The organism is Compostibacter hankyongensis, assembly GCF_039541075.1.
In the GTDB taxonomy this organism is placed as follows: domain Bacteria; phylum Bacteroidota; class Bacteroidia; order Chitinophagales; family Chitinophagaceae; genus Compostibacter; species Compostibacter hankyongensis.
In genome coordinates, this window is the sequence record NZ_BAABFN010000002.1 from 778,693 (window position 1) to 805,498 (window position 26,806).

Sequence of the window (26,806 nt, forward strand, 5' to 3'; positions counted from 1 at the left end):
TGTGTCATTGTATCGGGTTAGTCCTGTTTAATATGATGGTTTTAACGGCCTCTGTTTAATGCCGCTTAACGTGTTTCCACAGCTATTTTAAATGCTTCGTTTTACCGTCGCCCATTGCAACCCATGCCCATTTACCATTACCGCCGGCAAACAACGCAGCGAACATGTTCGTGTCATTACAGGGCTAAATTTACAGTATCTGCCGAATTAGTAAAAGGACCTATACGGATTTTCCCTTTATCAATAGCTTTATCGCTTTGGAGCTCCAGGATGTATCTGCCGCTCTTTTCTGTTTATCTCTTGTAAGAAGGGTCGATGGGATCTGCCGTCGCTCAGATACACCTGTATACTGTTCCAGCCTGACTCGGGAAATATTATCAATCATTCGGGAAATGCCGTTATTCCGTATGGGTAATAACGCGGTTACTTTTGTCTTGTTTAATCAAAAAACAAAAAGATGAACAAGAACTCCCTGAAATGGCTGACCCTCGCTGCGCTCCCGCTGGTCTTTTCAGCCTGCAATAAAGATGACGACGACAACCAGCCCTCCACGCAGGAAAAAACCATTACCATCGAAAATGTCCTGCAGGCCAGGAGCCTGGTAGAATCCGGCACCTATGCGGAAGATGGCGCTTCCCCGCTGATCATGCCGGGTCAATCCGTATCCTTCCGGTTTTCCGCCGCCATCGGCCAGACCGTGACCTTTGCCTCCATGTATGGCTGGTCCAACGATCTTTTCTTCGCCCCCGCCAACCCCGGCATAGCGTTGTATGATAAGGACAAAAAGCCCATCGAAGGCGATGTATCCGATCAGGTAAAATTATGGGATAACGGCACCCGGATCAATCAGTCGCCCGGATCTGCAGTCAACCATCCCGGCGACGCGGAACAGAAACCGGTCACCGAGGTAAAAGATAAGGATGCCCAGGGCCACACCTATCTGGCCGCCTCCTCCCTGGTTCAGGCCACCTTAAAATACGAAGGAGGTTCCTATTTTACGCTGACGCTGAAAAACATCTCCGGCGGTACCGCTAATGAAACCCCGCTGAGCCCCGGCCTCTGGGCCGTATCATATATCGCAGGCGGCAGTCCGCTGAATGCCGCTCCGCTTTATGCCAGCGGAAAACCGACGGCCAACGGGCTGACAGCGCTGGCGGAAACGGGCGACAACTCGGAGCTTTACAGCTATATCAAAGACAATACCGGCACCTTTACTCCCCTGTCTCCCGTGCTGGTAGTAGTATACAACGGCATCAGCAACCCGCTCTATCAGCTGGGTGAAAAAGATGCCGGCAAGGGCCTCAAGAACCTGGCCCAGCAGGGCGATGCCAGCGTGCTGTCGAAGGCGCTGCAGGAAACGGACGGCGTAAAACAGGTATATGTACTTGCCGCGACCGGCAGTACGGTATTGCTGCCGGCAGTCGGCGACCAGCCCGGCAGCAGCGTTTCCCAGCAACTCAAGCTGGACAAAGGCGATCGCCTGGCGCTGGCCACCATGTACGGTTTCTCCAATGACTGGTTCTTTGCTACTGCCGGCGACGGCGTAGACCCTGCTCAGACCGGCGATATCTCTGATTCCATAAAGCTGTTCGATGACGGAACGGCGGTGGACCAGTATCCCGGCGCCGGAAACGAGCAGTTCAACCTGGGCGGCTCCGTCACCACGGAAAGCAAATCCATCGGCGAAGTGCCCAACCCCAATGCCTTTACTACCCTGCCGGCCGTAAAAGACATGATAAAGGTGACGATCCGGTAATGATCTGCGGGCAGGATCAAAGGGTCCTGCCTGCTTTCTGTTCATCTGTTATTTATCATAAAAAAAGAAAAAATGAAAGGATTCCCTGTTCCGAAAAAAGAAGACCTCTCACCAAAGAACCAACAGCTGTTTGATGAGATGAAGAGTACAATGGGTAAGGTGCCCAATCTTTATGCTACCCTGGCGTATTCCGAAAATGCGCTGGACGCCTATCTGAATCTGGAAAACAGCATCGCTTCCCTCAGCAAAAAGCAGCTCGAAGTAGTTAACCTTGCCGTAAGTCAGGTCAACGGATGTGTATATTGCCTGAGCGCGCATAGCGTCGTTGCAACGATGAACGGCTTCACGGAAGCTCAGATCCGGGAGCTGCGCCAGGGAACGGCCTCCTTCGACCCGTCGCTGGATGTGCTGGCGCGGCTGTCGAAAAGCCTGACAGAGCGTAGGGGGCATGTTGATCCCGAATTGGTAAACGAATTCCTGGCCGCAGGCTACACCCGGGAAAATCTGGTGGACGTGATCATGCTGGTGGGCGACCGTACCATCAGCAATATCCTGCATGCGGTGACGAAGGTGCCGGTGGATTTCCCTGCGGCTCCGGCGCTGGACAATTAATTTTCTGTTAAAACATCGGAAATGAGCTGGAATCTCAAAGATAAAAAGGCCGTCGTCACCGGCAGCTCCAAGGGCATCGGCAAAGCTATCGCTGCAGAATTGCTGTCTTTGGGTGCAGAAGTGCTGCTTACGGCGAGGAACGAAAATGAACTGAAAAGCACGCAGACGGAGTTTGCAAGTCAGGGTTTTAGGGTGCATGCGCTTCCCGGCAATGTCAGCGATGAGGGGCACCGGACGAGCATCGCGACATGGGTGGAACAGCATTGGGAAAGATTGGATGTACTGGTAAACAATGCCGGCATAAACATCCGGAAGCCTTCGGCAACCTATTCCGCCAGCGAGTATGCACAGGTGATGGATACCAACCTTTTTGCACCGTTTGAGCTGTCCCGGTTGCTGTTTGTCCCGCTTCAAAAAAGCGGCCGGGGCGCCGTCATTAATATTGCCTCGGTGGCCGGTTCTTTTGATGCACAGACCGGTGCGCCCTACGGCATGTCGAAAGCGGGGATGCTCCAGATGACGCGCAGCCTGGCCCGGGAGTGGGCCGATGCCGGCATCCGGGTAAACAGTGTTTCTCCCTGGTTTACCGAAACACCGCTGACCCGGGATCTTTTATCGCAGCCCGAAAAGCGGTCGGTCATAGAAAAACGCACACCCGCGGGACGTGTAGCAAAGGATAAGGAAGTGGCGGCTGCCGTGGCCTTTCTTGCCCTGGACGAGGCCTCATTTATTACGGGGCAGAATTTATCCGTCGACGGAGGCGCCACGGCCGGCATGTTATAACACCGATGGACGGACGGTACAGCGCTGCCGCTTACACCGCTTATGTTAAAAATAACCCAAATATGGCCCGGCAGACATCCGCAAGCGGGACTATATCCGTAAATAAGGTCAACCTTTGCGCCCCTTCGGCTGTTCTTGAACAGTGAGGGCGTCTTCAGGCCTTACCCGTAAAATAAAAGCTGAAATGAGCAAGTTCCAGATTCCTGCAGGCATAAAAAACTGCTGCATAACGTTGCTTTTATTGCCGTTGGCAGCCTGTGCCCAACACCGTACCGATATCAGCCATACCCCTACCTTTAAAGCCATGGAAGAAGCCAAAAACAACCCAGCCGGCAGCGGCACCTCCGACACGGCTACCTTTGCCGCCGGATGCTTCTGGTGCGTGGAAACCCAGTTCAAACAGCTGGAGGGCGTCACTAAAGTAGTGTCCGGGTTTACCGGCGGCCATGTGCCCAACCCCAGCTATGAGGAAGTATGCACCGGTACGACGGGTCACGCCGAAGCCTGCAATATCATCTATGATCCCTCAAAAATATCGTACGACGAGCTGCTGGCCGCCTTCTTCGTAGCCCATGACCCTACCCAGCTCAACAGACAGGGCAACGACGTGGGCACCCAGTACCGTTCTGCCATCTTTTATCATAACGCCGAGCAAAAACGGTTGGCGGAATATTATATCAAACGCCTGGATGAGGAAAAAGCTTATCCGTCGAAGATCGTGACCACCGTCAGCCCTTTGACCCAATTTTACCGGGCCGAGGATTACCACCAGGATTATTACAGCCGTAACGGCAACCAGCCCTATTGCCTGTTTGTGATCGCTCCCAAGCTGGACAAGTTTAAAAAAGTATTCAAAGACAAGCTGAAACACCAGAAAACCGGAGGGTAACCGCCCATCGGCACCTACATACCGGCACAGTATCCGGCGTATAAACAAAGCACAATGAAGCCACTAACCTTAAAACCGGTCCTGTTTTTGCTGCTTGCCTTTATGATGCAGGCCGCCTGCAAAAGCAACGCCCAGGAAACCAAAGCCATGAAAGCACATCAGAAAGACAATCCCTATTATTCCCATACGGATACGACGCACCTCGAGGTGAGCGATGCAGAATGGAAAAAGATCCTTTCGCCTGAGCTGTACCATGTGGCCCGCGAACAGGGCACCGAGCGGGCCTTTACCGGGCAGTACTGGAACAGTGACGACAAAGGCACTTATTACTGCGCGGTTTGCGGCAATGTGCTGTTCCGCTCCGATGCCAAGTTTGCCAGCACCTGCGGCTGGCCCAGCTTTTTTGAGGCGATCAGGCCCAACAGCGTGATCTATAAGGAAGACAACTCCCATGGGATGCACCGCATCGAAGTGGAATGCGGCAGATGCAATTCGCATCTTGGTCATATCTTTGACGATGGTCCTCCCCCTACCCATAAAAGATTTTGTATGAACTCCGTTTCCCTGGATTTTGAACCGGATAAATAGGATTTAAAAAATTGAAAGCGTATAAAGCCATCATCATCGGTTCGGGTCAGTCCGGAACCCCGCTGTCCAGAAAACTGGCCGCTGCCGGCTGGAAGACCGCGCTGATAGAAAGACGGTGGCTGGGCGGCACCTGCGTAAATGACGGCTGCACGCCCACGAAGGCCATGATCAGCTCGGCCAAGATGGCCTACCAGGCCGGCAGAAGCAGCGATTACGGCATTGAGACGGCCGGCTATACCGTAAACATGCCCGCCGTCATCGCCAGAAAGGAAAAGATCGTATTACACTCCCGTACCGGTATTGAAAAAGGAATAAAAGAAACCCCCAACCTGGACCTGTATGAAGGCAGCGCTGCCTTTACCGGTGAAAAACGGCTCCTGGTCACGTTGAAAGACGGACGTACGGAAGAGCTTGGCGCCGGATATATTTTTATCAACACCGGTACGCGCACTTCCATCCCCCCGATAAAGGACCTGGATAAAATCCCTTATTTCACCGCGACTTCCCTGCTGGAATACAAAGAAATTCCGGAACACCTGATCATCATCGGCGGCGGCCCCATCGGTTTGGAATTCGGGCAGATGTACAAGCGGTTTGGCAGCCGGGTAACGATACTGGAACAGGGAGACCGCTTCCTGTCCCGGGAAGATGAAGACATTGCCGGCGCTATGTTCGGGATATTGTCGGAAGAAGGTATCGACATCCGGATAAAAGCCCGCGCAGACCGGGTAGGACAGGAGGAGCGGAAGATAGCGCTGACGGCAACGATAGACGGGAAAGAGCAACGGATCACAGGTTCGCATTTGCTGCTGGCGGCAGGACGGACACCCAATACAGAGGAGCTGAACCTGGAAGCCACCGGGGTAGAGACGGACGACAAGGGATATATATCCGTAAACAAACGGCTGGAAACCAATATACCCGGCATTTTTGCCATGGGCGATGTCAAGGGGGGACCGGCATTTACCCATATCTCCTATAACGACTATGTGGTGCTGAGCGATGATATCCTGAACAACGGGTACTCCTCCGCCGGGAACAGAATGGTACCGTATTGCATATTTACCGATCCCGAGCTGGGCCGCATCGGCCTCACGGAAGCAGAGGCCCGTAAGCAGGGGTTGTCCGTGAAGGTGGCCAGGCTGCCCATGGAGCACGTGGCACGCGGCATAGAGACCGGGGAAACAAAAGGGCTTATGAAAGCCGTCGTAGATGCAGACAGCCGCAAGATCCTGGGGGCGGCCATACTGGGCTCCGAAGGCGGCGAGATCATGTCGGTGCTGCAGATGGCCATGCTGGGGGGCGTCACCGGCGATGTAATCAGCAAGATGATCCTGGCCCACCCCACCTTCGCCGAATCGCTAAACAATTTATTCAGCCAGCTGGAATAGCGGCAGGCACTGACCATTGACCATTGATTGTTGACTACCGACCGTTGACCTTTTGCCTTTAACCCTTGACCTTTGACTAATGACCGCGCTGACCATCCGATACAAAGCCACCCGGGAACGTACCGAAGAAATATGCAGACCGCTGGAGACGGAAGATTATGTGGTGCAGCCGGTTGCCGACGTCAGCCCGCCCAAGTGGCACCTGGGACATACTGCCTGGTTTTTTGAAACCTTCTTGCTAAAACCCCACCTCCCCGGTTACCGGGAATTCAATGCGGATTATAATTTTCTTTTTAACAGCTATTATGAAACCGTGGGCGCCCGTGTCATCCGTACGGACCGGGGTAACCTCAGCCGCCCTGGGGTAAAGGAGATATACCGTTACCGGCGGCATGTGGATGAAGCCATGCTCCGTTTACTCAGTGCTCCCCTGAACGAAACGGTCGCCGGCCTGACCGTGCTGGGGCTGAATCACGAAGAGCAGCACCAGGAGCTGCTGTATACCGATATAAAGTATATCCTGGGTCACAACCCCCTGTTTCCCCGCTATGCCGAAACAGCCTTGGCCGGGCAGGAGGTCCCGGAGGAAAACGGCTGGCTGAACATACCGGAAGGGATATACGAAATCGGATACGACGGGGATGGCTTTTGCTTTGATAACGAAATGAACCGGCATAAGGTCTACCTGCAGCCTTGTAAGATAAATACCGCCCTGGTGACCAACGGCAGCTATATGGAATTTATGGAGGACGGAGGATACAAAGATTTCAGGTTCTGGCACTCCGACGGATGGGACTGGGTAAAGAAAAATCAGATACAGGCGCCGCTTTACTGGCACCGGATCGGGGACCGGTGGCATCATTATACCCTGGGCGGACTTACGCCTGCAGATCCTGAAAAGCCGTTGTGCCATATCAGCTACTATGAAGCAGCTGCTTATGCGTCCTGGAAAGGCATGCGGCTGCCGACGGAAGCGGAATGGGAAGCCGCCGCCGACAGGTTCAGCTGGGGCCGACGCTGGGAATGGACCGAAAGCGCTTATCTCCCCTACCCCGGATTCAAAAAGGCTGCAGGCGCCATAGGAGAATACAATGGAAAATTTATGGTCAACCAGATGGTATTGCGGGGCGCATCCTGCGCAACATCGCCCGGCCACAGCCGTATCACCTACAGAAATTTTTTCCAGGCGTATTCGAGATGGCAATTTACCGGCATCCGGCTGGCACAGTAAAACCTTCAAAAATATGAACCAATTCTTCCGGGATGTATGGCAGGGGCTGCATGCGACGCCCAAATACCTGCAATCAAAATATTTTTATGACGAAAAAGGAGATAAGCTGTTCCAGCAGATCATGAAGAGCCCGGAATACTACCTGACCCGTTGTGAGCTGGAGATCTTTACGACACAGGCCGAGCGGATCTCAGCTTTGATCTGCTCAAACCTGAAAGCCTTCAACATCGTTGAGCTGGGAGCAGGCGACGGTTTTAAATCTGTTCATCTGTTACGAAAGCTACGGGAACAAAAAGCGGACTTCACCTATTATCCCATAGACATCTCAAAAAACATCATCATGCAGCTCAGTAAAAAGCTGCAAAAAGAAATGCCCGGGCTGGAAGTATGCGGCCTGAACGGCGAGTATTTCGCCATGCTGGAAAAAATAAAACAGCAATCCGGCAAAAACAAGGTGGTGCTTTTCCTGGGATCCAGCATCGGGAACATTCCTTTTGAGGAAACCGCGTCTTTCCTGCGCGAGCTGAAAGCCCGCCTGCTGCCCGGCGATCTGCTGCTTACCGGCTTTGACCTGAAAAAAGATCCCGCCATTATATTAAAGGCTTATAACGACGACGCCGGTCTCACCAAAGCATTTAACCTCAATCTGCTGAAGAGGATAAACGATGAGCTCGATGCTGATTTTGACCCGGACCGGTTTGAGCATTGTCCTGTTTATGACGAGCAGACCGGGGCCTGTAAAAGCTTTTTAAAAAGTACAGCCAGACAAAAGGTCCGCATCGGCGAGGAAGGCTGGATACACTTCGAAAAAGACGAGCGCATTTTTATGGAGATCTCACAGAAGTATACGGCCGGGCAGACAGATGAGCTCGCTGCGGAAGCAGGCTTCAAGCCCCTTCTTCATTTATTTGACTCCAGAAAATGGTTTTTGGACGCGCTGTGGCAATAGATATAATATTCAGGCGGTATGCCGGGCTACGGCGTCCCGCAGGGCCTGCAGCGTAAACGGCTTTTCCATCACCTCATCCGCTCCCGCATTCCGCGCCAGCTCCCGGATATCCGGATTGGCGGAAAGCATAATGACGGGGATATCTTTTGTACTCTCCCTGTTTTTAAGCGTGCGGCAGATATCCAGCCCGTCCATCCCCGGCAGCTGTTTGTCCAGGATAAAAACATCGGGCAGCTCAAAGGCATTTTGCAGCAGGGTTTCTCCGTTGGACATCAGTGTGATCTGATAGCCATCCCGTTCAAAAACCAGCTTTGCAATATCGAGTATACCATCGTCGTCATCCACAAAAATGATCTTTTTCATGGTGGTTTTATTTTACGGGCTTATAACCGGAATATCTTTAGCAGGAGCTCAAAAACCAGGCCGGCAGGCGGCACTTTACGAAATACAGCAGAACGGGGCAGATCTCCAGTGTGGATAATGCGGCAGGAAAGCCGCAGATTGGTTAAATTTGCCCCGTTTTTCATCCAACAGCAACAGCATGGCCTCCTTATTTGATCCCTTAACACTGCGAAGCATTACTTTCCGGAACAGAATAGCGGTTTCTCCCATGTGTCAGTATTCCTCGGAAGACGGCTTTGCCAACGACTGGCATGTAGTACATCTCGGCAGCAGGGCGGTAGGTGGGGCAGGGCTTGTGATGACGGAAGCCTCGGCGGTGTCGCCGGCCGGGCGCATTACTCCCGGCGATCTCGGCATATACAGGGACGAACATGTTCCTGTTTTGAAAAGGATCACCGGTTTTATCGCCTCCCAGGGCAGCGTGCCCGGCATACAGCTCGCGCATGCCGGTCGCAAAGCCAGCTGCGCCACGCCCTGGCAGGGCGGAAATCAGCTTTCCGAAGCGGAAGGCGGATGGCAACCGCTGGCGCCTTCGCCGCTGGCGTTCCGCGGGGAAGACCGTCTTCCTGCGGCCCTCTCCGAAGGGCAGATCGCCGCAGTGATAAGCGATTTCGCTGCTGCGGCCCTGCGGGCCCGGGAGGCGGGTTTTAAAGTGATTGAGCTGCATGCGGCACATGGCTATCTTATCCATCAGTTTTATTCTCCCCTGAGCAACCGGCGTACGGATCAATACGGCGGCAACCTGGAAAACCGGTGCAGGCTGCCGGTGGAGATTGCGAGGGCAGTCAGAGCAGTATGGCCGGAAGAGCTCCCCCTGTTTGTGCGGATATCTGCAACGGATTGGACTGACGAAGGCTGGACGCCGGAAGATTCCGTGTTCCTTGCAAAGAAATTACAGGCCGAGGGCGTTGACCTAATCGACTGCTCGTCCGGCGGAAATGCACCGGTGAGGATACCGCTCGGCCCCGGCTATCAGGTGCCTTTTGCGGAAAAGCTGAAACGGGAAGCCGGTATGGCTACCGGCGCGGTAGGCCTGATCACCGATGCCCGGCAGGCACAGGATATTATTGCTGCAGATAAAGCAGACCTGGTGCTGCTGGCCCGGCAGATGCTGCGGGATCCTTATTTTCCGCTGCATGCCGCGCAGGAGCTGGGGCAGGAAATTTCCTGGCCGGTGCAGTACGAACGCGCCAAACCACACCGCAATTAGAAAGATTGTCCCTGTTTATACCCAATTCCGGGTAGGAAAGCTCCCATATCAAAAATGAACATAGACGCCGTTACCGCCTACGTGATGATCGTTATTTTCCTGGCTACCCTGATCCGCTCCACGTTCGGATTCGGAGAATCGCTGGTGGCGGTGCCCCTGCTTGCGCTTCGTCTTCCGCTGGATATAGCCGTTCCTGTTTCGGTGCTCGTTTCTGTTTCCGTAGCCGGTATAGTAGTGGCACAGGACTGGAAAAAGATCCATATCCGCAGCGCAGGAGGCCTGGTATTCTTTACCCTGCTGGGCATACCGCTGGGTCTTATGCTGCTCACCTCGGGGAATGAGCAGATCGTAAAGGCAGTACTGGGCGTCATCATCATAGGTTTTTCCCTTTACTTCCTGTCGGGCAGGAGGCCCGCCGTAAGCGGCAGCCGGGCCTGGCTTTTCGGATGCGGGTTTGTGGCCGGCGTGCTGGGAGGCGCCTACGGGCTGAATGGTCCTCCCCTCGCCCTGTACGGTTCTATGCGCCGCTGGACGGCCCAGCATTTCAGGGCTACCCTGCAGGCCTATTTTCTTCCCGCCAGCCTGATCGGCATGGCCGGCTACTGGCTGGAAGGGCTTTGGGTAGCTGCGGTCACCGATTACTTTCTGTGGAGCCTGCCCGCCATGCTGCCGGCCATCTTCCTGGGAAGATGGATCAACCACCGCCTGCAGGGTGAAAGATTTTACCGGTACGTCTACCTCGGTCTTGCCGGCATAGGAGCCCTGCTGCTGGCGGAGACCTTCCTGGGCTGAGGAGAACGGCTTTCAAACTTTTATATTACTTTTGCTGCTGACCTTTATGACAGGAGCGGCCGCCTGGGTGCGTAGCCCTACAGGGACCGGCATAGTTGACAAGCTGTTGACCTGTCATCATCGAAAAGCCCGGCTAATTTCATGCAACTCCTTATCAAAAAGGCCCGCATCATTGATCCCGCTTCCTCCTTTAACGGGAAATTGCAGGATATACTTATCGAAGACGGCAGGATAAAAAAAATCGGCGCATCGCTGCGCCCTGATGCGCCGTCCGGGCAGGTGCAGGTACTGGAGCAGCCCGGCCTGCATGTTTCCCCGGGATGGGTAGACCTTTTTGCCCATTTCTGCGATCCCGGCATGGAATACCGGGAAGACATCCGCAGCGGCAGTCTGGCCGCAGCCGCCGGCGGCTATACCGACGTGATGCTGATACCGGACACGTCGCCCTGCCTGCAGTCCAAAGCCCAGATCACCTATGTGCTGGACCGGGCCCGCCCGTTTCCGGTAAGCATTCATCCCATCGGAGCCGTCAGCCGGTCGCTGGAGGGCAGCTCCCTCGCCGAGATGTACGAGATGCATCAAAGCGGCGCCGTCGCCTTCTCCGACGGCCTTCATCCCATACAATCCTCCGGCCTGCTGCTCAAAGCGCTGCAGTATGTAAAGGCTTTTGAAGGCACCATCATCCAGCTGCCCGACGATACCAGCATCTCCCGGCACGGGCTTATGCACGAAGGTATCCACTCCACCCGCCTGGGCATGCCCGGCAAACCGGCCCTGGCCGAGGACATTCTCGTACAACGGGATATTGAGCTGACCCGTTATGCGGGTTCAAAGATTCATTTTACCGGGATATCGACCCGGAAATCCATAGCCCTGATCGCCGCCGCCAAAAAAGAAGGCCTGGCCGTCAGCTGCTCCGTCACCCCTTATCACCTGCTGCTGACCGACGCGGCGCTGGAGCAATACGACAGCAACCTGAAGGTAAACCCGCCCCTGCGGAATAACGACGATGTACAGGCGCTGCGGGAAGCCGTGGAAAACGGCACCGTGGATTGCATCGCTACCCATCACCTGCCCCGCGACCGGGACAGCAAGCAAAAGGAATTTGAATATGCCGGCGAAGGGATGATCGGGCTGGAAAGCTGCTTCGGATTGCTGCGGGAAGCCCTGCCCGGACTTTCTGCCGACCGGCTGGCACAACTGCTCGGCGGCAGGGCAAGGGAGCTGTTCGGTCTGCCTTCCGCCACCCTGCAGGAAGACGCCCCGGCCTGCCTTACTTTTTTTGATCCGGAAAAGGAATGGGTTTTCGACCGGGAGGCCCTGCGTTCCAAATCCGCGAATACCCCTTTTCTCGGCAGGACTTTAAAGGGGAAGCCGCTGGGCATCTATAACAAACAACAGCTTCATCTGCTCAACCCCTAAACCATAATCCTCATGGAAAACACGACCGCAACAAAAATGCATATCAGCTATGCAATAACCATCTCCATCATCCTTATCCTGGTACAGGTCATCGGCTATGTATTTGGGATCTCCCAGGAAAACTGGTTCGGTTATATCAACCAGGTTCTTCTGTTAATCGGCGTCCTCATGGAAGTCCGGAGCTATGGTAAATCCGAAGCCTATACTGCCTCCTTCGGAAAGCTGTTCGGCAGCGGTTTCAAAACAACGCTGATTATTACGCTGATCATGCTTGTTTTTTTGGTTGTCTTTATCCTGCTCTTCCCCGATGTCAAGTCCCGCGCCCTGGAAATAGCCAGGGAGAAGATGGAACATAAGCAGCTGTCTGAAGAGCAGATAGATCAGGGGCTTGCCTTTACTTCCCGCTTTTTCATGGTTTTTGCAATAATAGGCAGCATCTTCTTTAACCTTGTCACCGGTATTATCGGTTCGCTGATCGGTGCAGCCGTCACCAAAAAGGACGCCCATCCCGAAATGACCGGGGAAACACCGGGAGAAAACCCGCCGTCCGGCATTTAAGCCGGTCCGGCTCTTATAGCCAAATTCTTTTCATCATTATGGCCAACCGACCTTCTTCTAATACCGGAATGATTTTTGGAGCAATAGCCGCGCTGGTATCCGTGCTGTCCAACTACCTGCTCTACCGGGCGGGTGTGTATTATTTCATGAGCACCTACCAATGGATCGGCTTCGCCGTCATCGTATTGCTGGCTGTAGCGGCCACCCTGCTGAAACGGCGCCGGCAGGGCGGATACCTCGAATTCAGGGACGCGCTCCGTTCCGCTTTTGTGGTGCTGGTCATCGTGGCGGTCGTGAATGTGCTTTTCCAGTACCTGCTTTTTAAGGTCATCGATCCTGCTTTCGATCAGCAGGTGCAACAGGAAAGGGCCAGCCAGTATATACAGATGATGAAGCGGTCCGGCGCCTCGGCTGAAAAGATACAGGAGCAGACAGCCACCCTGAAAGAAAAAAGCAAGGTCAGCATCGGGGGTTCACTCGTAGGATTGGGCACCACCCTGATCATTTATTTCTTCATCTCGCTGATCATCGCCTTTGCCGTAAAAAGGAAAGCGCCGGACGATCGCAGGATGACGCCGGACAGCCCGGATGAGTCACTAACCGCAAACCCGAATTGACCGATATGGATATTTCCGTGATCATTCCCCTGTTCAACGAAGAGGAGTCGTTACCGGAGCTTTGTGCCTGGATCAGCCGGGTAATGGAGGCTAACCGCTTTGACTATGAGATCATCCTGGTGGACGACGGCAGCACGGACACTTCCTGGCAGGTCATCCAACAGCTGGCTGAAAGCAACCCCTGTCTGAAAGGCATCCGGTTCCAGCGCAACTACGGAAAATCCGCTGCGCTGAACGAAGGATTCCGGGCGGCAAAAGGCGAGGTGGTCATTACCATGGACGCCGACCTGCAGGACAGTCCCGACGAAATTCCCGAACTGTACCGGATGATCACCGAAGAACAGTACGACCTGGTCAGCGGCTGGAAAAAACAGCGGCATGATCCGCTTTCAAAGACCATCCCTTCCCGTTTTTTCAACGGCGTCACCCAGAAAATGTCCGGCATCCGGCTGCACGACTTCAACTGCGGATTAAAGGCCTACCGCCGCAGGGTAATAAAATCCATAGAAGTATACGGCGAGATGCACCGCTATATCCCGGTCATCGCCAAGTGGAGCGGATTCCGGAAGATAGGGGAAAAGGTGGTGGAGCACCGCGCCCGCAAGTATGGTATCTCCAAGTTCGGACTGGAACGGTTTATCAACGGCTTCCTGGATCTGATGTCCATCATGTTCGTGGGACGGTTCGGCAAAAAGCCGATGCACTTCTTCGGTTCGCTGGGAACGCTGGTTTTTTTTATCGGCTTCTGCATCTGCGTGTACCTGGGCATCGCCAAATTTGCCTTTCAGCAATACAACATGACGGACCGGCCGATATTCTATATTGCCCTCGTCTCCATCATCGTGGGAGCGCAGCTGTTCCTCACGGGCTTCCTGGCAGAGCTGGTCACCCGCAACGCCGCGGAACGGAACCATTATCTGGTAGAAGAACGCATCCGGCTCTGAGCACACCATTTCCGGGAGCGGCAAAATATCCGAAGATACGATCATGGAAAAAGAGATAACGGAGCGCAGCATACGAAAAAAGATCATTATCATCGGGTCGGCCCATCCGCTGCGCGGCGGGCTGGCAGCCTATAACGAACGCCTGGCGCTCGAGTTTCAGCAGATGGGCCATGAGGTGCTGATCTATACCTTTTCCCTGCAGTATCCTTCTTTTCTCTTTCCCGGAAAAAGCCAGTATTCGGAGGAACCGCCTCCCGCGGAGCTGGACATCCGCGTTGCCGTCAATTCCGTCAACCCGCTCAACTGGTGGTTTACCGGGCGGCGTATCCGGAAAGAGCAGCCGGATATCGTGGTCTGCAAGTTCTGGCTGCCGTTCATGGGTCCCTGCTTCGGCACCCTGCTGCGGATCGCCTGCCGCGGCCGCTCCACAAAAGCCGTATCCATCCTGGACAATGTCATCCCGCATGAGAAGCGGCCGGGCGACCGCGCCTTCACCCGCTATTTCATACGCGCCTGCCACGCATTTATCGCCATGAGCCGAAGCGTGCTCGACGACCTGCGCCGCTTCACCCCCGACAAACCGGCCCGGCTGATCCCCCATCCGCTGTACGACAATTTCGGCACCCCCGTTCCGAAAGCCGCTGCCCGCCGCGAGCTGGACCTGCCCGATACCGGAAAGATCATCCTCTTTTTCGGGTTTATCCGTCCTTATAAAGGGCTTGATCTCCTGCTCGAAGCCATGCATGACGAGCGGATCCGGCAGGCCGGCATACGTCTGCTGATCGCGGGGGAATTTTATGAAGACCGGGACAGATACGACCGCCTGATCGAACAATACGGGCTGGCGGACCAGCTTATCCTGCGCACAGACTTTATCCCGGACAACGCTGTAAAATATTATTTCTGTGCCGCAGACCTGGTGGTGCAGCCTTACCGCTCGGCTACGCAAAGCGGCATTACCCCCATGGCCTATCATTTTGAAAAGCCCATGGTAGTCACCAGGGTGGGCGGGCTGCCCGAGATGGTCCCCGATGAGCAGGTCGGCCTCGTAACGGACCCCGACCCGGCATCCCTGGCCGGCGCCATCCTGAAATACTATACCTTTGGGGAGGCGCATTTTGTGCCTTTTATCCAAAAAGAAAAACAAAAATATTCCTGGGCCCGTATGGCCCGGACCATTCTTGAGCTGAGCGATGTTGTACAGAAGTAAAGCACCTTTAAGGATCGGGCTGGCCGGTGGCGGCACGGATGTAAGTCCGTATGCAGACCTCCATGGTGGCGCCATACTGAACGCCACCGTATCCCTGTACGCCCATGCTTCCATTACCCTGCTGGAAGAGCCAAAGATCATCATTGAAGCGCTGGACCGGCAGGAGCAGCAGGTTTTCCCGCTCACAGACACCCTCCCGGTAGACGGAAAGCTGGACCTTGCCAAAGGCGTCTATAACAGCATCTGCCGGCAATACGCCCTGCAACCCCGCGGCCTGCGGCTGAGCACTTATGTGGACGTGCCTGCCGGCTCGGGTCTGGGCACCTCCTCCACCCTGGTGGTGGCCATCCTCGGCGCCTTCGGGGAATGGCTGAAGCTGCCGCTGGGTGAGTACGACCTGGCCCACTATGCCTACGATATAGAACGGAACGACCTCCGGATGGCCGGCGGACGGCAGGACCAGTACGCCGCCACCTTCGGAGGCGTCAACTTCATGGAATTTTATGCCGGGGACAAGGTGATCGTAAATCCTTTGCGAATACGGCAGGAATATCTCTATGAGCTGGAGCATAACCTGCTGCTGTACTTTACCGCCACCAGCCGGCTCTCCTCCGCTATCATTGAAACGCAGAGCCGGAATGTGGAAACTCGTCAGGAAAAATCCATCGACGCCATGCACCGGCTGAAGGAGCAGTCCCGGATGATGAAGGAAGCCCTGCTCCGCGGCGAAACCGACCAGATCGGCCATATCCTCGACTATGGCTTCCGGTACAAAAAGCAGATGGCCAGCGGCATCTCCAACACGCTGATCGACGATATCTATACCACCGCGCAAAAAGCCGGCGCTACGGGAGGCAAGATCTCCGGGGCCGGGGGCGGCGGATTCATGATCTTTTACTGCCCCGGCAACACCCGTTATGCCGTCATGGAAGCATTGCAGCACTTCGACGGCTATTTCAAGCAGTACCAGTTTGTAAAAAACGGGCTGTGCACCTGGAGCAATAAACAGTAAACCCCTTATTATGCAAGCGCAGATACAACATATCCTGCAGGCCTCGATCAATACCAAACAGGCCATCCTGGAAGACGAAGCTTTGCTCGAAACCATTCTGCGGGCAACAGAGACCGTGCTGGATGCCTTCCGCGGGGGACATCATGTATTTTTCTGCGGTAATGGGGGAAGCGCGGCAGATGCCCAGCATCTGGCCGCTGAGTTCTCGGGTCGTTTTTATAAAGACCGCACACCGCTGCCTTCGGAGGCGCTGCACTGCAATACCTCTTATCTGACCGCCGTGGCCAATGACTATAGCTACGATATGATCTATGCCCGGCTGATCAAAGGCATCGGCCATCCGGGTGATGTACTCATCGGGCTCTCCACTTCGGGAAATTCCGTCAATATCGTAAAAGCCTTCGAGCAGGCGCGCTTCAACCAGATGATCACCATCGGCTTTACCGGGGCTACCGGCGGCAGCATGAAGTCATTGAGCGATCTCCTCATCAATATACCGGAAACGGATACCCCAAGAATACAGGAAGCGCACATCACCGTAGGCCATATCATCTGCCAGCTGGTGGAGGAAAAGCTTTTCAGCGAATGACCTCCACAGCCATCGTGCTTGCCGGGGGGCTGGGCACGCGCCTCCGCGGCGTGGTAAACGATCTGCCCAAGTGCCTGGCGCCGGTAGCGGGCCGTCCTTTCCTCTATTATGTGCTCCGGCAGCTCCGCGCGCAGGGTATCCGCAAGGTGATCCTTTCGCTCGGTCACCGGCATGAGCAGGTCACCGAATGGTGCAGGCAACACGGACAGGGGCTGTCCCTGCAATATGTGATCGAGCCCGAACCCCTGGGTACCGGAGGAGCTATCCGGTATGCCCTGGAATATGCCGGGGAAAACGACGTGTTCGTACTGAACGGAGACACATATTTCCCGGTAGACCTCGGTAAAATGTACGCCCTGCACCACGAGAAGCAGGCGCTGGTAACGCTGGCCCTGAAGCCCATGCGGGCATTCAGCCGGTACGGATCGGTGCAGGCTGATGCCGAACAACGGATCACCGGTTTTGCGGAAAAGCAATTTGTGGAAAACGGACTGATCAACGGCGGGATATACCTGCTGCAGCGGGAGAAGCTGCTGGGTCTTTCCCTTCCGGAAAAGTTTTCCTTTGAAAATGAGTTCCTGGTTCCGGGCACCGGTCAATACCCGTTCTTCGGCTATACCGAAGATGCTTATTTTATCGACATCGGAGTACCGGAGGATTATGAAAGAGCGCAACGGGAAATGAAAGAAGTCTAAGGTTTATCTGCCTGGAAAAGGAACTTTAGATATTAGACTTTGAACTTTAGACCCACGAACCAAAAACGCGCAGCGTTCATCGAGACCTTTAAAGATCATAGTGCGCGAGATAAACCGGAAAATACCGACCCATGACCATTGCCCTTCCCCATATCGACCGGCGCTGGACGCTCTTCCTGGACCGGGACGGCGTCATCAATGTGGAGCGGCCGGACGACTATGTCCGCTGCTGGGAACAGTTTGTCTTTTATGAGGACGTTTTACCCGCGCTCCGCGATTTTGCCAAACAATTCGGGACCATCCTGATGGTCACCAACCAGCGGGGAGTGGCCAAAGGGGTGATGAGCCTCCGCGATCTGGAAGACATCCATCTCCACATGACCGAGGCCATTACCGCGGCAGGCGGACGGCTGGACAGGATCTACTGCTGTACCGACATGGAAGCGGAGAGTCCCTGCCGCAAACCCAATACCGGCATGGGGCTGGCGGCGCAGAAAGACTTTCCGCAGCTCGACTTCAGCCGTGCGCTCATCATCGGCAATAACCTGTCGGATATGGAATTCGGGAAAAGGTTGGGCATGTATACCTGCTTGCTGCAGACCACACACCCTGAGCTGGACGATACCCACCCCCTGGTAGACATGGCTTTTCCCCATCTTTCCGACCTGATCAATGCCCTGCGCTGGGCGCGGCTCCCGGGCGGATAGTCATCAATTTCCTGTGACCATGCAATTTTTACCTCCTTTTATTGTTATATTACCTGTAAACAAGGTCTGATGCCAGGGAAACTGCTTTTTTTCATGATGCTGTGCAGTTGTTGCCTCCGGGCACAAGCGCAATTGTCCGCCGTAAACAGGGACCTGCTGATGCAAAAACAGGATTCTTTGAAAAAGCTGACCCATACGCTCGTCAATGCGCCGCTGGCAGAACAGCGACTGGAGGCCTGCAGGACTTTCGTCCCCCAGCTTGTCGAGGCATTGAAAGTAAAGGGCTCTTTTTATTTTCAATTCGATTCCCTGCGCGAGATATCCGTCGTCTATCCCCCGGACAGCAGCTTCCGGATATTTACCTGGGCTCTCGCCGGCGATATGGGCACTTACCGTTACTACGGTACGCTTCAGCAACGCACAGCAAACAATACGCTGCGCATGTTTCCCTTTTTCGACCATTCCGTCAATACTGCACAGGCAGCCGATACCATTACCGGCCCCAACGCCTGGGTCGGGGCTTTGTACTACAAGATGATCAAAACGGAATACAAAGGAAAAACCTATTATACCCTATTCGGCTGGCAGGGCAATAATATGCGCAGCAATAAAAAGATCCTGGAAGCGCTCAGCTTCCGGAACGGACAGCCGGTGTTCGGAGCGCCGGTTTTCCATTACCAGCGGGATAGCCTGCCCGCCGCCACCTACAACCGCTTTATTCTCGAATACAAAGAAGACGGCAACGCCGGTCTGAATTACGACCCCGACATGCACATGATCCTCTATGATCATTTACAGTCGCTGAACAAAACACCGGAAAGAAAGTACACCCTCGTGCCGGACGGCACCTATGAAGGCTTTAAATGGCAGAACGGCATGTGGGTGCATGTGGACAAGGTCTTTAACGAGGTCTCCAAAAAGCCGCCGGTTCCCGCACCGCTGAAATTCCGCAGGCAGGTGACCGATACCACCGAAGCCGGGCAATAGCCCTTCCCGCTTGCCGGAATATAAGAAGTCGGTCATTCAGAAAAGAAATTGCCTTTACCCCCCGATCATGATGCGGCCCCCATGCCGCCCCGGGCCATTCTTGTCCGATTCCCCGAACTTGCGCAGGTTATAGATCAGCTTCAGCATAAAATAGCGGTGTAGCACGATGGTCTCCCGGTCCTCGATATAGGTATCGGTGATCTCGCGGCGCACGCTGGTATTCTGGTTCAGCAGGTCATACACGGTAAACTTGAGCGTGGCCTGACGCTTTTTGAAGAGGTCCACTCCCACTCCTACATTCCAGAGCCAGTAGCCTTTTCGGAAGCCCGGCGCCACATCGCTGTTATAGGTATAGTTCAGGTCGCTTTCCCAGCTGAGACGGGTGGGCCAGTAGAGGCTGCCCGAAAATCCGGCCTCATGCATAATGTTGTGCCGGCTGTCCATGGATCCCAGGCTGTATTGGCTGCTTTCGTACCGGAAGCGGTAAGAAGGCGTGATCTCGTAAAGCTCCTTGTACCCGTAGGTATAGGAAAGGCGAGGCGCCAGCATGAGCCGGTTGCTCACATAGGGGGCTTCGTTTACAAAAGCATGGGTGTGATTATAGTTCATCATCAGGTTAAGGTTTACCCTCCAATGAGAATTCTCCTTCTTTTTGTCCCTGCCGATCCCCCCATAGCCCCGGATCTGGTAATTACCGGCAACGTTGGTATAGGTGGTCACCTGCCGTAGCTGTTCATCAAAAGTGGTGACGTCCGTGATCGCATTTTTGATATCGCTGTAGGTCACATTGCCATAGACGTTATTCCCGGATTTAAAATCAAAATTGTTAAAGTCCAGCGAAAGGTTCCGGTATATGGAGGGCTTCAGATCCGGATTGCCTTTTATGATATAAAGCGGGTTGGTATTGTCCGCCACCGGAAGCAGCTGCGCGATATCCGGCTGCTGCACCTGTGCGAGGTAGCGGAGGCTGAGCCGGCCGTTCTTGATCTTGCGGGCAAGATTCACATAAGGGGATATAAAGAACTGTCGCTGATCAATGGACAGGTCATGCGTATAGGAATAATGGTGCAGCCCGATAAAGTTAAAATCGGCCGCAGCATCCAGCTGCCATTTTTCGTCCTGATAGGCCGTACCCAACCTGGGTGTCTGTACGTTTACATTGCTGCGGAACTTGTTGGTATAGGCGGAATCCAGCTGCGTATGCTTGCCGGTGGCGGCTTCGAGGTCAAACGTTTTTTTGTCCGTCAGCCCGTAACGCCCCTCCAGGTTATAGGCAAAGGTCGCCCTCAGCTTATCCGTCAGTGGCTGCGTATAGCGCAGACCGGCGTTATAGTCATTGCTGCTGACATTATTATCGATATACTGGTTTACGGAATCGTCCGGAGTGGCGTCGTCATAAAAGCTATTCCGGTAGCTGTTGTAATCCCCGGCCCGGGATGTTTTGATGTTGCTGTACGCGGAGAGGGAAAGCATCTGCCCTTTTCTTTTGAAGGTGCGGAAAATGTTCAGGTTCTGGCTGAAGGTATTGTCCTGCTGGTCGGTGACATACCGGCTGTCGCTTTCATTCACAGGCTGCTGCTTTTCTCCCAGCGACACGGAATGGCTGTTGCTGACACCCTGCTTGTTGCTGAAGCTGATGTTGGGAGCGTAATAGACGTTCCAGAGGGAATCTTTATAGGTCAACGTGGCCGCCATGCGGTGGTTGATGTTGTTGCTCCGTTCTTGCTTCTCGGTATTGTAATAAGACAATGAATCCGGCAGAAGATTCTGCCGCGCGGTTTTGGTATCGTTTTCCAGGGAAAGGCCGCCGTAGAAATAGCTGCCGTTCAGCGAAAAGTGCTTTCCGAAGTCATTGTTATAATTGATGCCGGCGGTGGTGGTCTTCTTAATCCCTTCTTCATTGTTGCCGAAGTTCAGCCCGTTGATCCCGAATGCGCCGTTGCGGCTTACCATGACGGTGCGGACGCCACCGCCGCCGCCCAGCATGTCCACCACCTCATCGATGCTGAAGCCGATGTCGTTGATATTGTTTACCGCACCCAATATGCTGATGCGCTGCTTACCTTTGAAATAGTTCAGCATGGCGCTGGCATCGTAATACCGGTCGGTGCCGTAATCTGCATAAGCCCGGCCGAAGAAGCCCTGGTCTTTTCCCTTCTTCAGCGTGATGTTGAGGGTTTTGGTATCTCCCGATGCGGGAGCCCCGCTGAGCTCTTCTTCGCGGGTCTTGGTATCCGTCACCTGCACCTTGTCGACGATCTCTACCGGCAGGTTCTTGCTGGCCACCCTGGGGTCGTTGCCAAAAAATGCCTTCCCGTCCACCAGGATACGCGATACAGGCTTCCCCTCTGCGGTAATGTTGCCATCCGCATCCACATCCACACCGGGCAGCTTCTTCAGCAGGTCCTCGATCACCGAATTGGGACGGGTCTTGAAAGCGGCGGCGTTGAACTCGAGCGTATCGCCCCGTATGGCAATGGGAGGCCGTTCGCCGGTAACAGTAACCTCGTCCAGGGCGGTGGAGGACATCGACAAGTAGATCGTGCCGAGGTTCAGCTGCTGCGCACCGTCTTCCAGTCTTTGCCGGTGGGAACGGTAGCCGGTGTAAAACAGCGTCAGCTGCACCGGCGTATCCCGGGGAATGCCTTCCAGCAGAAATGCACCTTGGTCATTGGTGAGGGTGTAGCTGACCAGAGAGCTGTCCCTGACTTTTTTTGCATATACCGTGGCCAGCGGCAACGGCTCCCGGCTGACGGAATCCCGGAGCACGCCCCGGACCGTATAGGTACCAACCTGTCCGTATACGACTCCGGCACACCCGGCCATCAGACAGCAAAGAAAAAAACGGATTGATATTCTGCGCATGGATCTGAATTACGATCCGGCAAATTACGAATATTTCGGAATAAAACGAAAAAATCGTTTACTTCTCATCAGAACAAGCCCGGAAGCGGGCGGGCTTTGAAGCGGAAAGCCCCCGCCCTTCAAAAGCCCTCGCCTTCAGAGGATGATGAGGAACGGGTTAATCCTCCAGCTTCAGCACGGCCAGGAAGGCTTCCTGCGGCACTTCCACATTGCCGATCTGGCGCATGCGTTTTTTACCTTCTTTTTGTTTTTCGAGGAGCTTGCGTTTACGGGATATATCGCCGCCGTAGCATTTGGCGGTCACATCCTTGCGCATGGCGGAGATGTTTTCGCGGGCGATGATCTTGGCGCCGATGGCAGCCTGGATGGCGATCTGGAATTGCTGCCGGGGCAGCAGCTCTTTGAGCTTCAGACAGAGCTTACGGCCAAAATCCTGGGCGCGGCTGCGGTGGATAAGGGCGCTCAGGGCGTCGACGGTATCCCCGTTGAGCAGGATATCCATCTTGGCAATATCGGATTCCCGGTAGTCCAGCGGTGTATAGTCAAACGAAGCATAGCCGCGGGTAAGGGATTTCAGCCGGTCATAAAAATCAAACACGATCTCTGCCAGGGGCATCTCAAAGGTGAGTTCCACACGGGTAGGCGTAAGATAGCTCTGGTTTTTCAGCATGCCCCGCTTGTTCAGGCAAAGCGTCATAATGCTGCCGATATATTCGGGAAGCGTAATGATCTGAGCGCGGATAAACGGTTCTTCGATGCGCGCCAGCCGGCTGGGATCGGGCATCTCCGAAGGATTGTTTACCGTCAGCTTTTGGCCGTTGGTAGCATAGGCAAAATAGCTTACGTTGGGAACGGTGGTGATCACCGACTGGTTAAATTCGCGTTCCAGCCGTTCCTGGATGATCTCCATGTGCAGCATCCCCAGGAAACCGCAGCGGAAGCCAAAGCCCAGCGCCTGGGAGGTCTCCGGCTCAAATACCAGCGAGGCGTCGTTGAGCTGCAGCTTGCCCATGCATTCGCGCAGCTCTTCAAAATCCTCCGTATTCACGGGGAAGATGCCGGCAAAGACCATCGGCTTTACTTCCTCAAAGCCTTTGATGGCTTTTTCGCAGGGTCGTTTGGCCAGGGTAATGGTATCCCCTACCTTCACCTCCTTTGCATTTTTGATACCGGTGATGATATATCCTACATTACCGGTACCCACCTGCTCCTTCGGATTCAGTCCCAACTTGAGCGTGCCCACCTCGTCGGCCTCATACTCCATACCGGTATTGACAAACTTTACCTGATCGCCCTTCCGGATAACGCCGTTGTATACACGGTAATACGCAATGATACCGCGGAAGGAATTGAATACACTGTCGAAGATCAACGCCTGCAGCGGCGCCTCCGGATCGCCTTTAGGCGGGGGAATGCGGCGGATAATGGCCTGCAGCACCTCCTCTACGCCCAGGCCCGTTTTCCCGCTGGCCAGCAGGATATCTTCCTCCGGGCATCCGATCAGGTCCATGATCTGGTCCTTTACTTCGGCGATCATAGCGCCATCCATGTCCACCTTGTTGATCACCGGAATGATCTCGAGATCATTGTCGATCGCGAGGTACAGGTTGGAGATGGTCTGGGCCTGGATACCCTGGGTGGCGTCTACCAGCAGCAGGGCCCCCTCGCAGGCCGCCAGGGCGCGGGACACCTCGTAGGAGAAGTCCACATGACCGGGGGTATCGATAAGGTTAAAAATATAAGTGGTGCCGTCATACACGTAGTTCATCTGTATGGCGTGACTCTTGATGGTGATCCCCTTCTCGCGCTCCAGGTCCATATCGTCCAGCACCTGGGCCTGCATTTCCCGGCTGGTAATGGTATGGGTATGCTCAAGCAGCCGGTCGGCCAGGGTGCTCTTACCGTGATCGATATGGGCGATAATACAGAAATTGCGGATGTGCTTCATATAAAAAAACTCCATGCAAAGATAAGCAAAACCGGCCGCAGCTGAAGATACAGACGCGCCGGTTGGCCCGCAAAAGTACGTTATCGGGCCGATATGTTTTTTCGTATTTTTGGACCATGACCGAAGCCCATATCCGCAATGACCAGACCCGCCGTTTTCTCGATCTGGAAGAACAGTTTGGCGCACACAACTATCATCCGCTCCCCGTGGTGCTGACCCGGGGATCGGGCGTCTTTGTTTGGGATGTGGAAGACCGGCGGTATTACGATTTTCTTTCCGCTTATTCCGCCGTCAACCAGGGCCACAGCCATCCCCGCATCCTGTCTGCCTTCACCGCCCAGGCGCAGCGGCTCACCCTTACCTCCAGGGCCTTTCACAACGACCAGCTGGGGGAGTTCTGCCGCTATATCACCACGCTCTTTGGCTATGACAAGGTACTGCCCATGAATTCGGGTGCGGAGGCGGTGGAAACAGCGCTGAAGCTGTGCCGCAAATGGGGGTATGAAACAAAAGGCATTCCCGCCGGAAAGGCAAAGATCATCGTGTGCCGGAATAACTTTCACGGACGTACGGTCAGCATTGTTTCGTTCAGCACCGACCCGTCGGCCAGAAACGGCTTCGGCCCCTATACCCCCGGCTTTGAAGTAGTCCCATACAATGATCTGCCCGCGCTGGCCGCGGCGTTGCAGGACAAGGAGGTGGCGGGGTTCCTGGTTGAGCCCATCCAGGGCGAGGCCGGCGTGATCGTCCCCGACGCCGGTTATCTGCAGCAGGCTTTCCGGTATTGCCGGGAGGCGGGAGCGCTGTTTATCGCCGATGAAATACAGACCGGGCTCTGCCGCACGGGGAGGATGCTTTGCTGCGATTATGAAGCGGTGCATCCCGATATACTGATCCTGGGCAAGGCCCTTTCCGGGGGGATGTTGCCGGTATCGGCTGTGCTGGCCGATGACGCGGTGATGCTGACCATCCGGCCGGGAGAGCACGGGTCCACCTACGGCGGCAATCCTTTGGCCTGCCGGACCGCTATGGCGGCGCTCGAAGTGCTGCAGGACGAAAACATGGCGGAAAATGCCGCCGTATCCGGCGCTTTTTTCCGGGAGGCGTTGCAATCGCTGCAGTCGCCGCTGATCAGCGGAATAAGGGGCAAAGGCCTGCTTAACGCCATAACGATCCGCCACTCCCGCGCAGACGCGGCCTGGGAGCTTTGCCTGGCCCTGAAAGCAAACGGGTTGCTGGCCAAGCCCACGCATGGCGACAAAATACGGTTCGCCCCTCCCCTTACCATTACCCGGGAGCAGCTGGAAGAATGCGTGGACATCATTGCCAAAAGCCTGCGGGTCCTTGAAAAAGGCGAAAGGTGAAAGGATAAAGGCGAAAGGCATTTAAGGAAGTCTAAGGTTCAAAGTCTGACGTCTAAGGTTTCATTCCAAACAAATTAACTTTAGACCTTGAATCTTAGACCTTAAACCAATTAACAAGAAACCCCAAACCTCAAACCGGAAACTTCTCATGACTGAGCACCAGGAACGGCATCTGCAGAGCTCGGACTTTCTCACCGATATCGTCATCGGCATGTCCGACGGGCTGACGGTGCCTTTTGCGCTGGCGGCCGGGCTGAGCGCCGCCGTCAGCAGCACGGGCATCATCATCACGGCCGGCATAGCCGAGATCGCCGCAGGCGCTATCGCCATGGGCCTGGGAGGCTACCTGGCCGGAAAAACCGAGCTGGACCATTATCAGGCGGAACTCCGGCGGGAATACCAGGAAGTGGAGACGGTTCCCGAAACCGAAAAAAAAGAGGTCCGGGATATCTTTGCGCGCCTCGGCCTGAGCGAGGAGATACGGCAGAAAGCGGCCGAAGAGATGGCGCAGAACAAAAAGCTCTGGGTGGATTTTATGATGAAGTACGAGCTGGGGCTGGACAAACCCGATCCCCGCAGGGCGCGCAACAGCGCGCTCAACATCGGGCTTTCCTATGTAGTGGGAGGGATCGTTCCGCTGAGCCCTTACTTTTTTACCGGCACTCCCCTTTCGGGTTTGAAATATTCCTGTATCGTCACCGCCATCTGTCTGCTTGTATTCGGCTATTTCAAGGCCAGCGTCACGGGCCAGTCGCCCTGGAAGGGCGCATTAAGGGTATTGCTGATCGGGGGACTGGCAGCGGCGGCCGCTTTTTTTGTGGCGCGGCTTTTTACGCAGGCCTGAGCTAACGCTTTATCCGGGAAGGGGGCACATAGGGCAGCATGGCCGCCACCAGCATCAGCAGGCCAAGAATAAGGGTAAGATACAATCCTATCTTTTTTTCGGGACAATATCCCATTTCACAATGGGCAAAAATAAAATAGTTCCGGATGTTCCAGGCGACCATGGCAGCGCCGATAAAGAGATTAGTGCGTTTGGCCCAGATGCGCGGGATCAGGCTGAAGATCAGGAAAAGTATCCCCAGACCAATGTTCAGTATCCCCGGAGCGCCAAAATTGGAAGTGCCGGTATCCATACCGCTGTAAGTGGCCTGTATCGGCGCAATGTATATCCAGGGCAGGTAAGCGCTGACGATCATCAGCACCGCCGCGGCCATGCCCAGGTAATGAAACAGTTTTCCCTTCATCGGGCAAAGATAATCCTTCATTCTCTGTCATTGCGTTA

Annotated in this window: 26 protein-coding genes; 22 read left to right on the forward strand and 4 right to left on the reverse strand. The window is 54.7% G+C overall.

Translation table 11 applies throughout. The annotated features are described in order from the left end of the window. Positions 1-457 precede the first annotated feature (457 nt). The 8 genes from ABD851_RS07950 (at position 458) to egtD (ending at position 8,199) form a co-directional block, all read left to right on the forward strand. Positions 458-1,756 (forward strand): spondin domain-containing protein, encoded by a 1,299-nt coding sequence (locus tag ABD851_RS07950; RefSeq protein ID WP_344977987.1) that lies wholly within the window; start codon positions 458-460, stop codon positions 1,754-1,756. A gap of 72 nt (positions 1,757-1,828) precedes the next feature. Then, entirely contained in the window at positions 1,829-2,368 is a 540-nt protein-coding gene (locus tag ABD851_RS07955) for a carboxymuconolactone decarboxylase family protein (RefSeq protein WP_344977989.1), read from the forward strand. A gap of 21 nt (positions 2,369-2,389) precedes the next feature. Beyond that, positions 2,390-3,151: a glucose 1-dehydrogenase gene (locus ABD851_RS07960; RefSeq protein WP_344977991.1), complete on the forward strand. Its 762-nt coding sequence runs from the start codon at positions 2,390-2,392 to the stop codon at positions 3,149-3,151. A gap of 184 nt (positions 3,152-3,335) precedes the next feature. Then, positions 3,336-4,040, forward strand: coding sequence for a peptide-methionine (S)-S-oxide reductase MsrA (gene msrA, locus ABD851_RS07965; RefSeq protein WP_425549947.1), 705 nt, complete (start codon positions 3,336-3,338; stop codon positions 4,038-4,040). A gap of 54 nt (positions 4,041-4,094) precedes the next feature. Further along, positions 4,095-4,628 carry a peptide-methionine (R)-S-oxide reductase MsrB gene (gene msrB / locus ABD851_RS07970; protein WP_344977993.1) on the forward strand — a complete coding sequence of 178 codons (534 nt, stop codon included), beginning with the start codon at positions 4,095-4,097 and terminating at the stop codon, positions 4,626-4,628. 11 nt (positions 4,629-4,639) lie between these two features. Next, positions 4,640-6,019, forward strand: a complete 1,380-nt coding sequence (locus ABD851_RS07975) for a mercuric reductase (protein ID WP_344977995.1) — start codon at positions 4,640-4,642, stop codon at positions 6,017-6,019. A gap of 79 nt (positions 6,020-6,098) precedes the next feature. Then, positions 6,099-7,250 carry an ergothioneine biosynthesis protein EgtB gene (gene egtB / locus ABD851_RS07980; protein ID WP_344977997.1) on the forward strand — a complete coding sequence of 384 codons (1,152 nt, stop codon included), beginning with the start codon at positions 6,099-6,101 and terminating at the stop codon, positions 7,248-7,250. 13 nt (positions 7,251-7,263) lie between these two features. Beyond that, on the forward strand, positions 7,264-8,199 hold the full coding sequence (gene egtD, locus ABD851_RS07985; RefSeq protein WP_344977999.1) for an L-histidine N(alpha)-methyltransferase: 936 nt from the start codon (positions 7,264-7,266) through the stop codon (positions 8,197-8,199). Positions 8,200-8,208: 9 nt separating this feature from the next. Here the strand turns inward: egtD and ABD851_RS07990 are convergent, their stop codons facing one another. After that, positions 8,209-8,562 carry a response regulator gene (locus ABD851_RS07990; RefSeq protein WP_344978001.1) on the reverse strand — a complete coding sequence of 118 codons (354 nt, stop codon included), beginning with the start codon at positions 8,560-8,562 and terminating at the stop codon, positions 8,209-8,211. Between the two features lie 178 nt (positions 8,563-8,740). On the opposite strand from ABD851_RS07990, the gene ABD851_RS07995 reads away from it, so the two are divergent. From ABD851_RS07995 to ABD851_RS08050, 12 genes are all read left to right on the forward strand, one after another. Beyond that, positions 8,741-9,811, forward strand: a complete 1,071-nt coding sequence (locus ABD851_RS07995) for an NADH:flavin oxidoreductase/NADH oxidase (protein ID WP_344978003.1) — start codon at positions 8,741-8,743, stop codon at positions 9,809-9,811. Between the two features lie 54 nt (positions 9,812-9,865). Continuing rightward, entirely contained in the window at positions 9,866-10,603 is a 738-nt protein-coding gene (locus tag ABD851_RS08000; protein WP_344978005.1) for a sulfite exporter TauE/SafE family protein, read from the forward strand. 141 nt (positions 10,604-10,744) lie between these two features. Next, positions 10,745-12,025, forward strand: a complete 1,281-nt coding sequence (locus tag ABD851_RS08005; RefSeq protein ID WP_344978007.1) for a dihydroorotase — start codon at positions 10,745-10,747, stop codon at positions 12,023-12,025. Between the two features lie 12 nt (positions 12,026-12,037). Continuing rightward, complete coding sequence (locus tag ABD851_RS08010) at positions 12,038-12,583, forward strand: DUF4199 domain-containing protein (RefSeq protein ID WP_344978009.1); 546 nt, start codon at positions 12,038-12,040, stop codon at positions 12,581-12,583. 38 nt (positions 12,584-12,621) lie between these two features. After that, entirely contained in the window at positions 12,622-13,200 is a 579-nt protein-coding gene (locus tag ABD851_RS08015) for a DUF4199 domain-containing protein (protein ID WP_344978011.1), read from the forward strand. Positions 13,201-13,205: 5 nt separating this feature from the next. After that, positions 13,206-14,144 (forward strand): glycosyltransferase family 2 protein, encoded by a 939-nt coding sequence (locus tag ABD851_RS08020; RefSeq protein ID WP_344978013.1) that lies wholly within the window; start codon positions 13,206-13,208, stop codon positions 14,142-14,144. A 43-nt stretch (positions 14,145-14,187) separates the two neighbouring features. Beyond that, positions 14,188-15,354, forward strand: coding sequence for a glycosyltransferase (locus ABD851_RS08025; RefSeq protein ID WP_344978015.1), 1,167 nt, complete (start codon positions 14,188-14,190; stop codon positions 15,352-15,354). Next, positions 15,338-16,366 carry a GHMP family kinase ATP-binding protein gene (locus tag ABD851_RS08030; RefSeq protein WP_344978017.1) on the forward strand — a complete coding sequence of 343 codons (1,029 nt, stop codon included), beginning with the start codon at positions 15,338-15,340 and terminating at the stop codon, positions 16,364-16,366. The genes ABD851_RS08025 and ABD851_RS08030 overlap by 17 nt, the downstream gene beginning before the upstream one ends. Positions 16,367-16,376: 10 nt before the next feature. Further along, entirely contained in the window at positions 16,377-16,955 is a 579-nt protein-coding gene (locus ABD851_RS08035; RefSeq protein WP_344978019.1) for a D-sedoheptulose-7-phosphate isomerase, read from the forward strand. Next, positions 16,952-17,650 carry a nucleotidyltransferase family protein gene (locus ABD851_RS08040; RefSeq protein WP_344978021.1) on the forward strand — a complete coding sequence of 233 codons (699 nt, stop codon included), beginning with the start codon at positions 16,952-16,954 and terminating at the stop codon, positions 17,648-17,650. Before ABD851_RS08035 ends, ABD851_RS08040 begins: the two co-directional genes overlap by 4 nt. A 131-nt stretch (positions 17,651-17,781) precedes the next feature. Further along, positions 17,782-18,357, forward strand: coding sequence for a D-glycero-alpha-D-manno-heptose-1,7-bisphosphate 7-phosphatase (locus ABD851_RS08045; RefSeq protein WP_344978023.1), 576 nt, complete (start codon positions 17,782-17,784; stop codon positions 18,355-18,357). 159 nt (positions 18,358-18,516) lie between these two features. Next, on the forward strand, positions 18,517-19,344 hold the full coding sequence (locus ABD851_RS08050) for a hypothetical protein (protein ID WP_344978025.1): 828 nt from the start codon (positions 18,517-18,519) through the stop codon (positions 19,342-19,344). 54 nt (positions 19,345-19,398) lie between these two features. Here ABD851_RS08050 and ABD851_RS08055 read toward each other — a convergent pair whose 3' ends face one another. Next, positions 19,399-22,209, reverse strand: coding sequence for an outer membrane beta-barrel protein (locus ABD851_RS08055; protein ID WP_344978027.1), 2,811 nt, complete (start codon positions 22,207-22,209; stop codon positions 19,399-19,401). Between the two features lie 157 nt (positions 22,210-22,366). Beyond that, on the reverse strand, positions 22,367-24,157 hold the full coding sequence (gene lepA, locus ABD851_RS08060; RefSeq protein ID WP_344978029.1) for a translation elongation factor 4: 1,791 nt from the start codon (positions 24,155-24,157) through the stop codon (positions 22,367-22,369). A 116-nt stretch (positions 24,158-24,273) separates the two neighbouring features. On the opposite strand from lepA, the gene rocD reads away from it, so the two are divergent. Both rocD and ABD851_RS08070 read left to right on the forward strand, forming a co-directional pair. Next, positions 24,274-25,521, forward strand: a complete 1,248-nt coding sequence (rocD, locus tag ABD851_RS08065; RefSeq protein WP_344978032.1) for an ornithine--oxo-acid transaminase — start codon at positions 24,274-24,276, stop codon at positions 25,519-25,521. A 148-nt stretch (positions 25,522-25,669) separates the two neighbouring features. After that, entirely contained in the window at positions 25,670-26,365 is a 696-nt protein-coding gene (locus ABD851_RS08070) for a VIT1/CCC1 transporter family protein (protein WP_344978034.1), read from the forward strand. 1 nt (position 26,366) lies between these two features. Here ABD851_RS08070 and ABD851_RS08075 read toward each other — a convergent pair whose 3' ends face one another. Continuing rightward, positions 26,367-26,768, reverse strand: a complete 402-nt coding sequence (locus tag ABD851_RS08075) for a hypothetical protein (protein WP_344978036.1) — start codon at positions 26,766-26,768, stop codon at positions 26,367-26,369. Positions 26,769-26,806 lie beyond the last annotated feature (38 nt).

Excerpts from the sequence above, each read along its gene's own strand:
- ABD851_RS07950 (WP_344977987.1), top strand. The coding sequence starts at position 458 with ATGAACAAGAACTCCCTGAAATGGCTGACCCTCGCTGCGCTCCCGCTG.
- ABD851_RS07955 (WP_344977989.1), top strand. The coding sequence starts at position 1,829 with ATGAAAGGATTCCCTGTTCCGAAAAAAGAAGACCTCTCACCAAAGAAC.
- ABD851_RS07960 (WP_344977991.1), top strand. The coding sequence starts at position 2,390 with ATGAGCTGGAATCTCAAAGATAAAAAGGCCGTCGTCACCGGCAGCTCC.
- msrA (WP_425549947.1), top strand. The coding sequence starts at position 3,336 with ATGAGCAAGTTCCAGATTCCTGCAGGCATAAAAAACTGCTGCATAACG.
- msrB (WP_344977993.1), top strand. The coding sequence starts at position 4,095 with ATGAAGCCACTAACCTTAAAACCGGTCCTGTTTTTGCTGCTTGCCTTT.
- egtB (WP_344977997.1), top strand. The coding sequence starts at position 6,099 with ATGACCGCGCTGACCATCCGATACAAAGCCACCCGGGAACGTACCGAA.
- egtD (WP_344977999.1), top strand. The coding sequence starts at position 7,264 with ATGAACCAATTCTTCCGGGATGTATGGCAGGGGCTGCATGCGACGCCC.
- ABD851_RS07990 (WP_344978001.1), bottom strand. The coding sequence starts at position 8,562 with ATGAAAAAGATCATTTTTGTGGATGACGACGATGGTATACTCGATATT.
- ABD851_RS07995 (WP_344978003.1), top strand. The coding sequence starts at position 8,741 with ATGGCCTCCTTATTTGATCCCTTAACACTGCGAAGCATTACTTTCCGG.
- ABD851_RS08000 (WP_344978005.1), top strand. The coding sequence starts at position 9,866 with ATGAACATAGACGCCGTTACCGCCTACGTGATGATCGTTATTTTCCTG.
- ABD851_RS08005 (WP_344978007.1), top strand. The coding sequence starts at position 10,745 with ATGCAACTCCTTATCAAAAAGGCCCGCATCATTGATCCCGCTTCCTCC.
- ABD851_RS08010 (WP_344978009.1), top strand. The coding sequence starts at position 12,038 with ATGGAAAACACGACCGCAACAAAAATGCATATCAGCTATGCAATAACC.
- ABD851_RS08015 (WP_344978011.1), top strand. The coding sequence starts at position 12,622 with ATGGCCAACCGACCTTCTTCTAATACCGGAATGATTTTTGGAGCAATA.
- ABD851_RS08020 (WP_344978013.1), top strand. The coding sequence starts at position 13,206 with ATGGATATTTCCGTGATCATTCCCCTGTTCAACGAAGAGGAGTCGTTA.
- ABD851_RS08025 (WP_344978015.1), top strand. The coding sequence starts at position 14,188 with ATGGAAAAAGAGATAACGGAGCGCAGCATACGAAAAAAGATCATTATC.
- ABD851_RS08030 (WP_344978017.1), top strand. The coding sequence starts at position 15,338 with ATGTTGTACAGAAGTAAAGCACCTTTAAGGATCGGGCTGGCCGGTGGC.
- ABD851_RS08035 (WP_344978019.1), top strand. The coding sequence starts at position 16,377 with ATGCAAGCGCAGATACAACATATCCTGCAGGCCTCGATCAATACCAAA.
- ABD851_RS08040 (WP_344978021.1), top strand. The coding sequence starts at position 16,952 with ATGACCTCCACAGCCATCGTGCTTGCCGGGGGGCTGGGCACGCGCCTC.
- ABD851_RS08045 (WP_344978023.1), top strand. The coding sequence starts at position 17,782 with ATGACCATTGCCCTTCCCCATATCGACCGGCGCTGGACGCTCTTCCTG.
- ABD851_RS08050 (WP_344978025.1), top strand. The coding sequence starts at position 18,517 with ATGCAAAAACAGGATTCTTTGAAAAAGCTGACCCATACGCTCGTCAAT.
- ABD851_RS08055 (WP_344978027.1), bottom strand. The coding sequence starts at position 22,209 with ATGCGCAGAATATCAATCCGTTTTTTTCTTTGCTGTCTGATGGCCGGG.
- lepA (WP_344978029.1), bottom strand. The coding sequence starts at position 24,157 with ATGAAGCACATCCGCAATTTCTGTATTATCGCCCATATCGATCACGGT.
- rocD (WP_344978032.1), top strand. The coding sequence starts at position 24,274 with ATGACCGAAGCCCATATCCGCAATGACCAGACCCGCCGTTTTCTCGAT.
- ABD851_RS08070 (WP_344978034.1), top strand. The coding sequence starts at position 25,670 with ATGACTGAGCACCAGGAACGGCATCTGCAGAGCTCGGACTTTCTCACC.
- ABD851_RS08075 (WP_344978036.1), bottom strand. The coding sequence starts at position 26,768 with ATGAAGGGAAAACTGTTTCATTACCTGGGCATGGCCGCGGCGGTGCTG.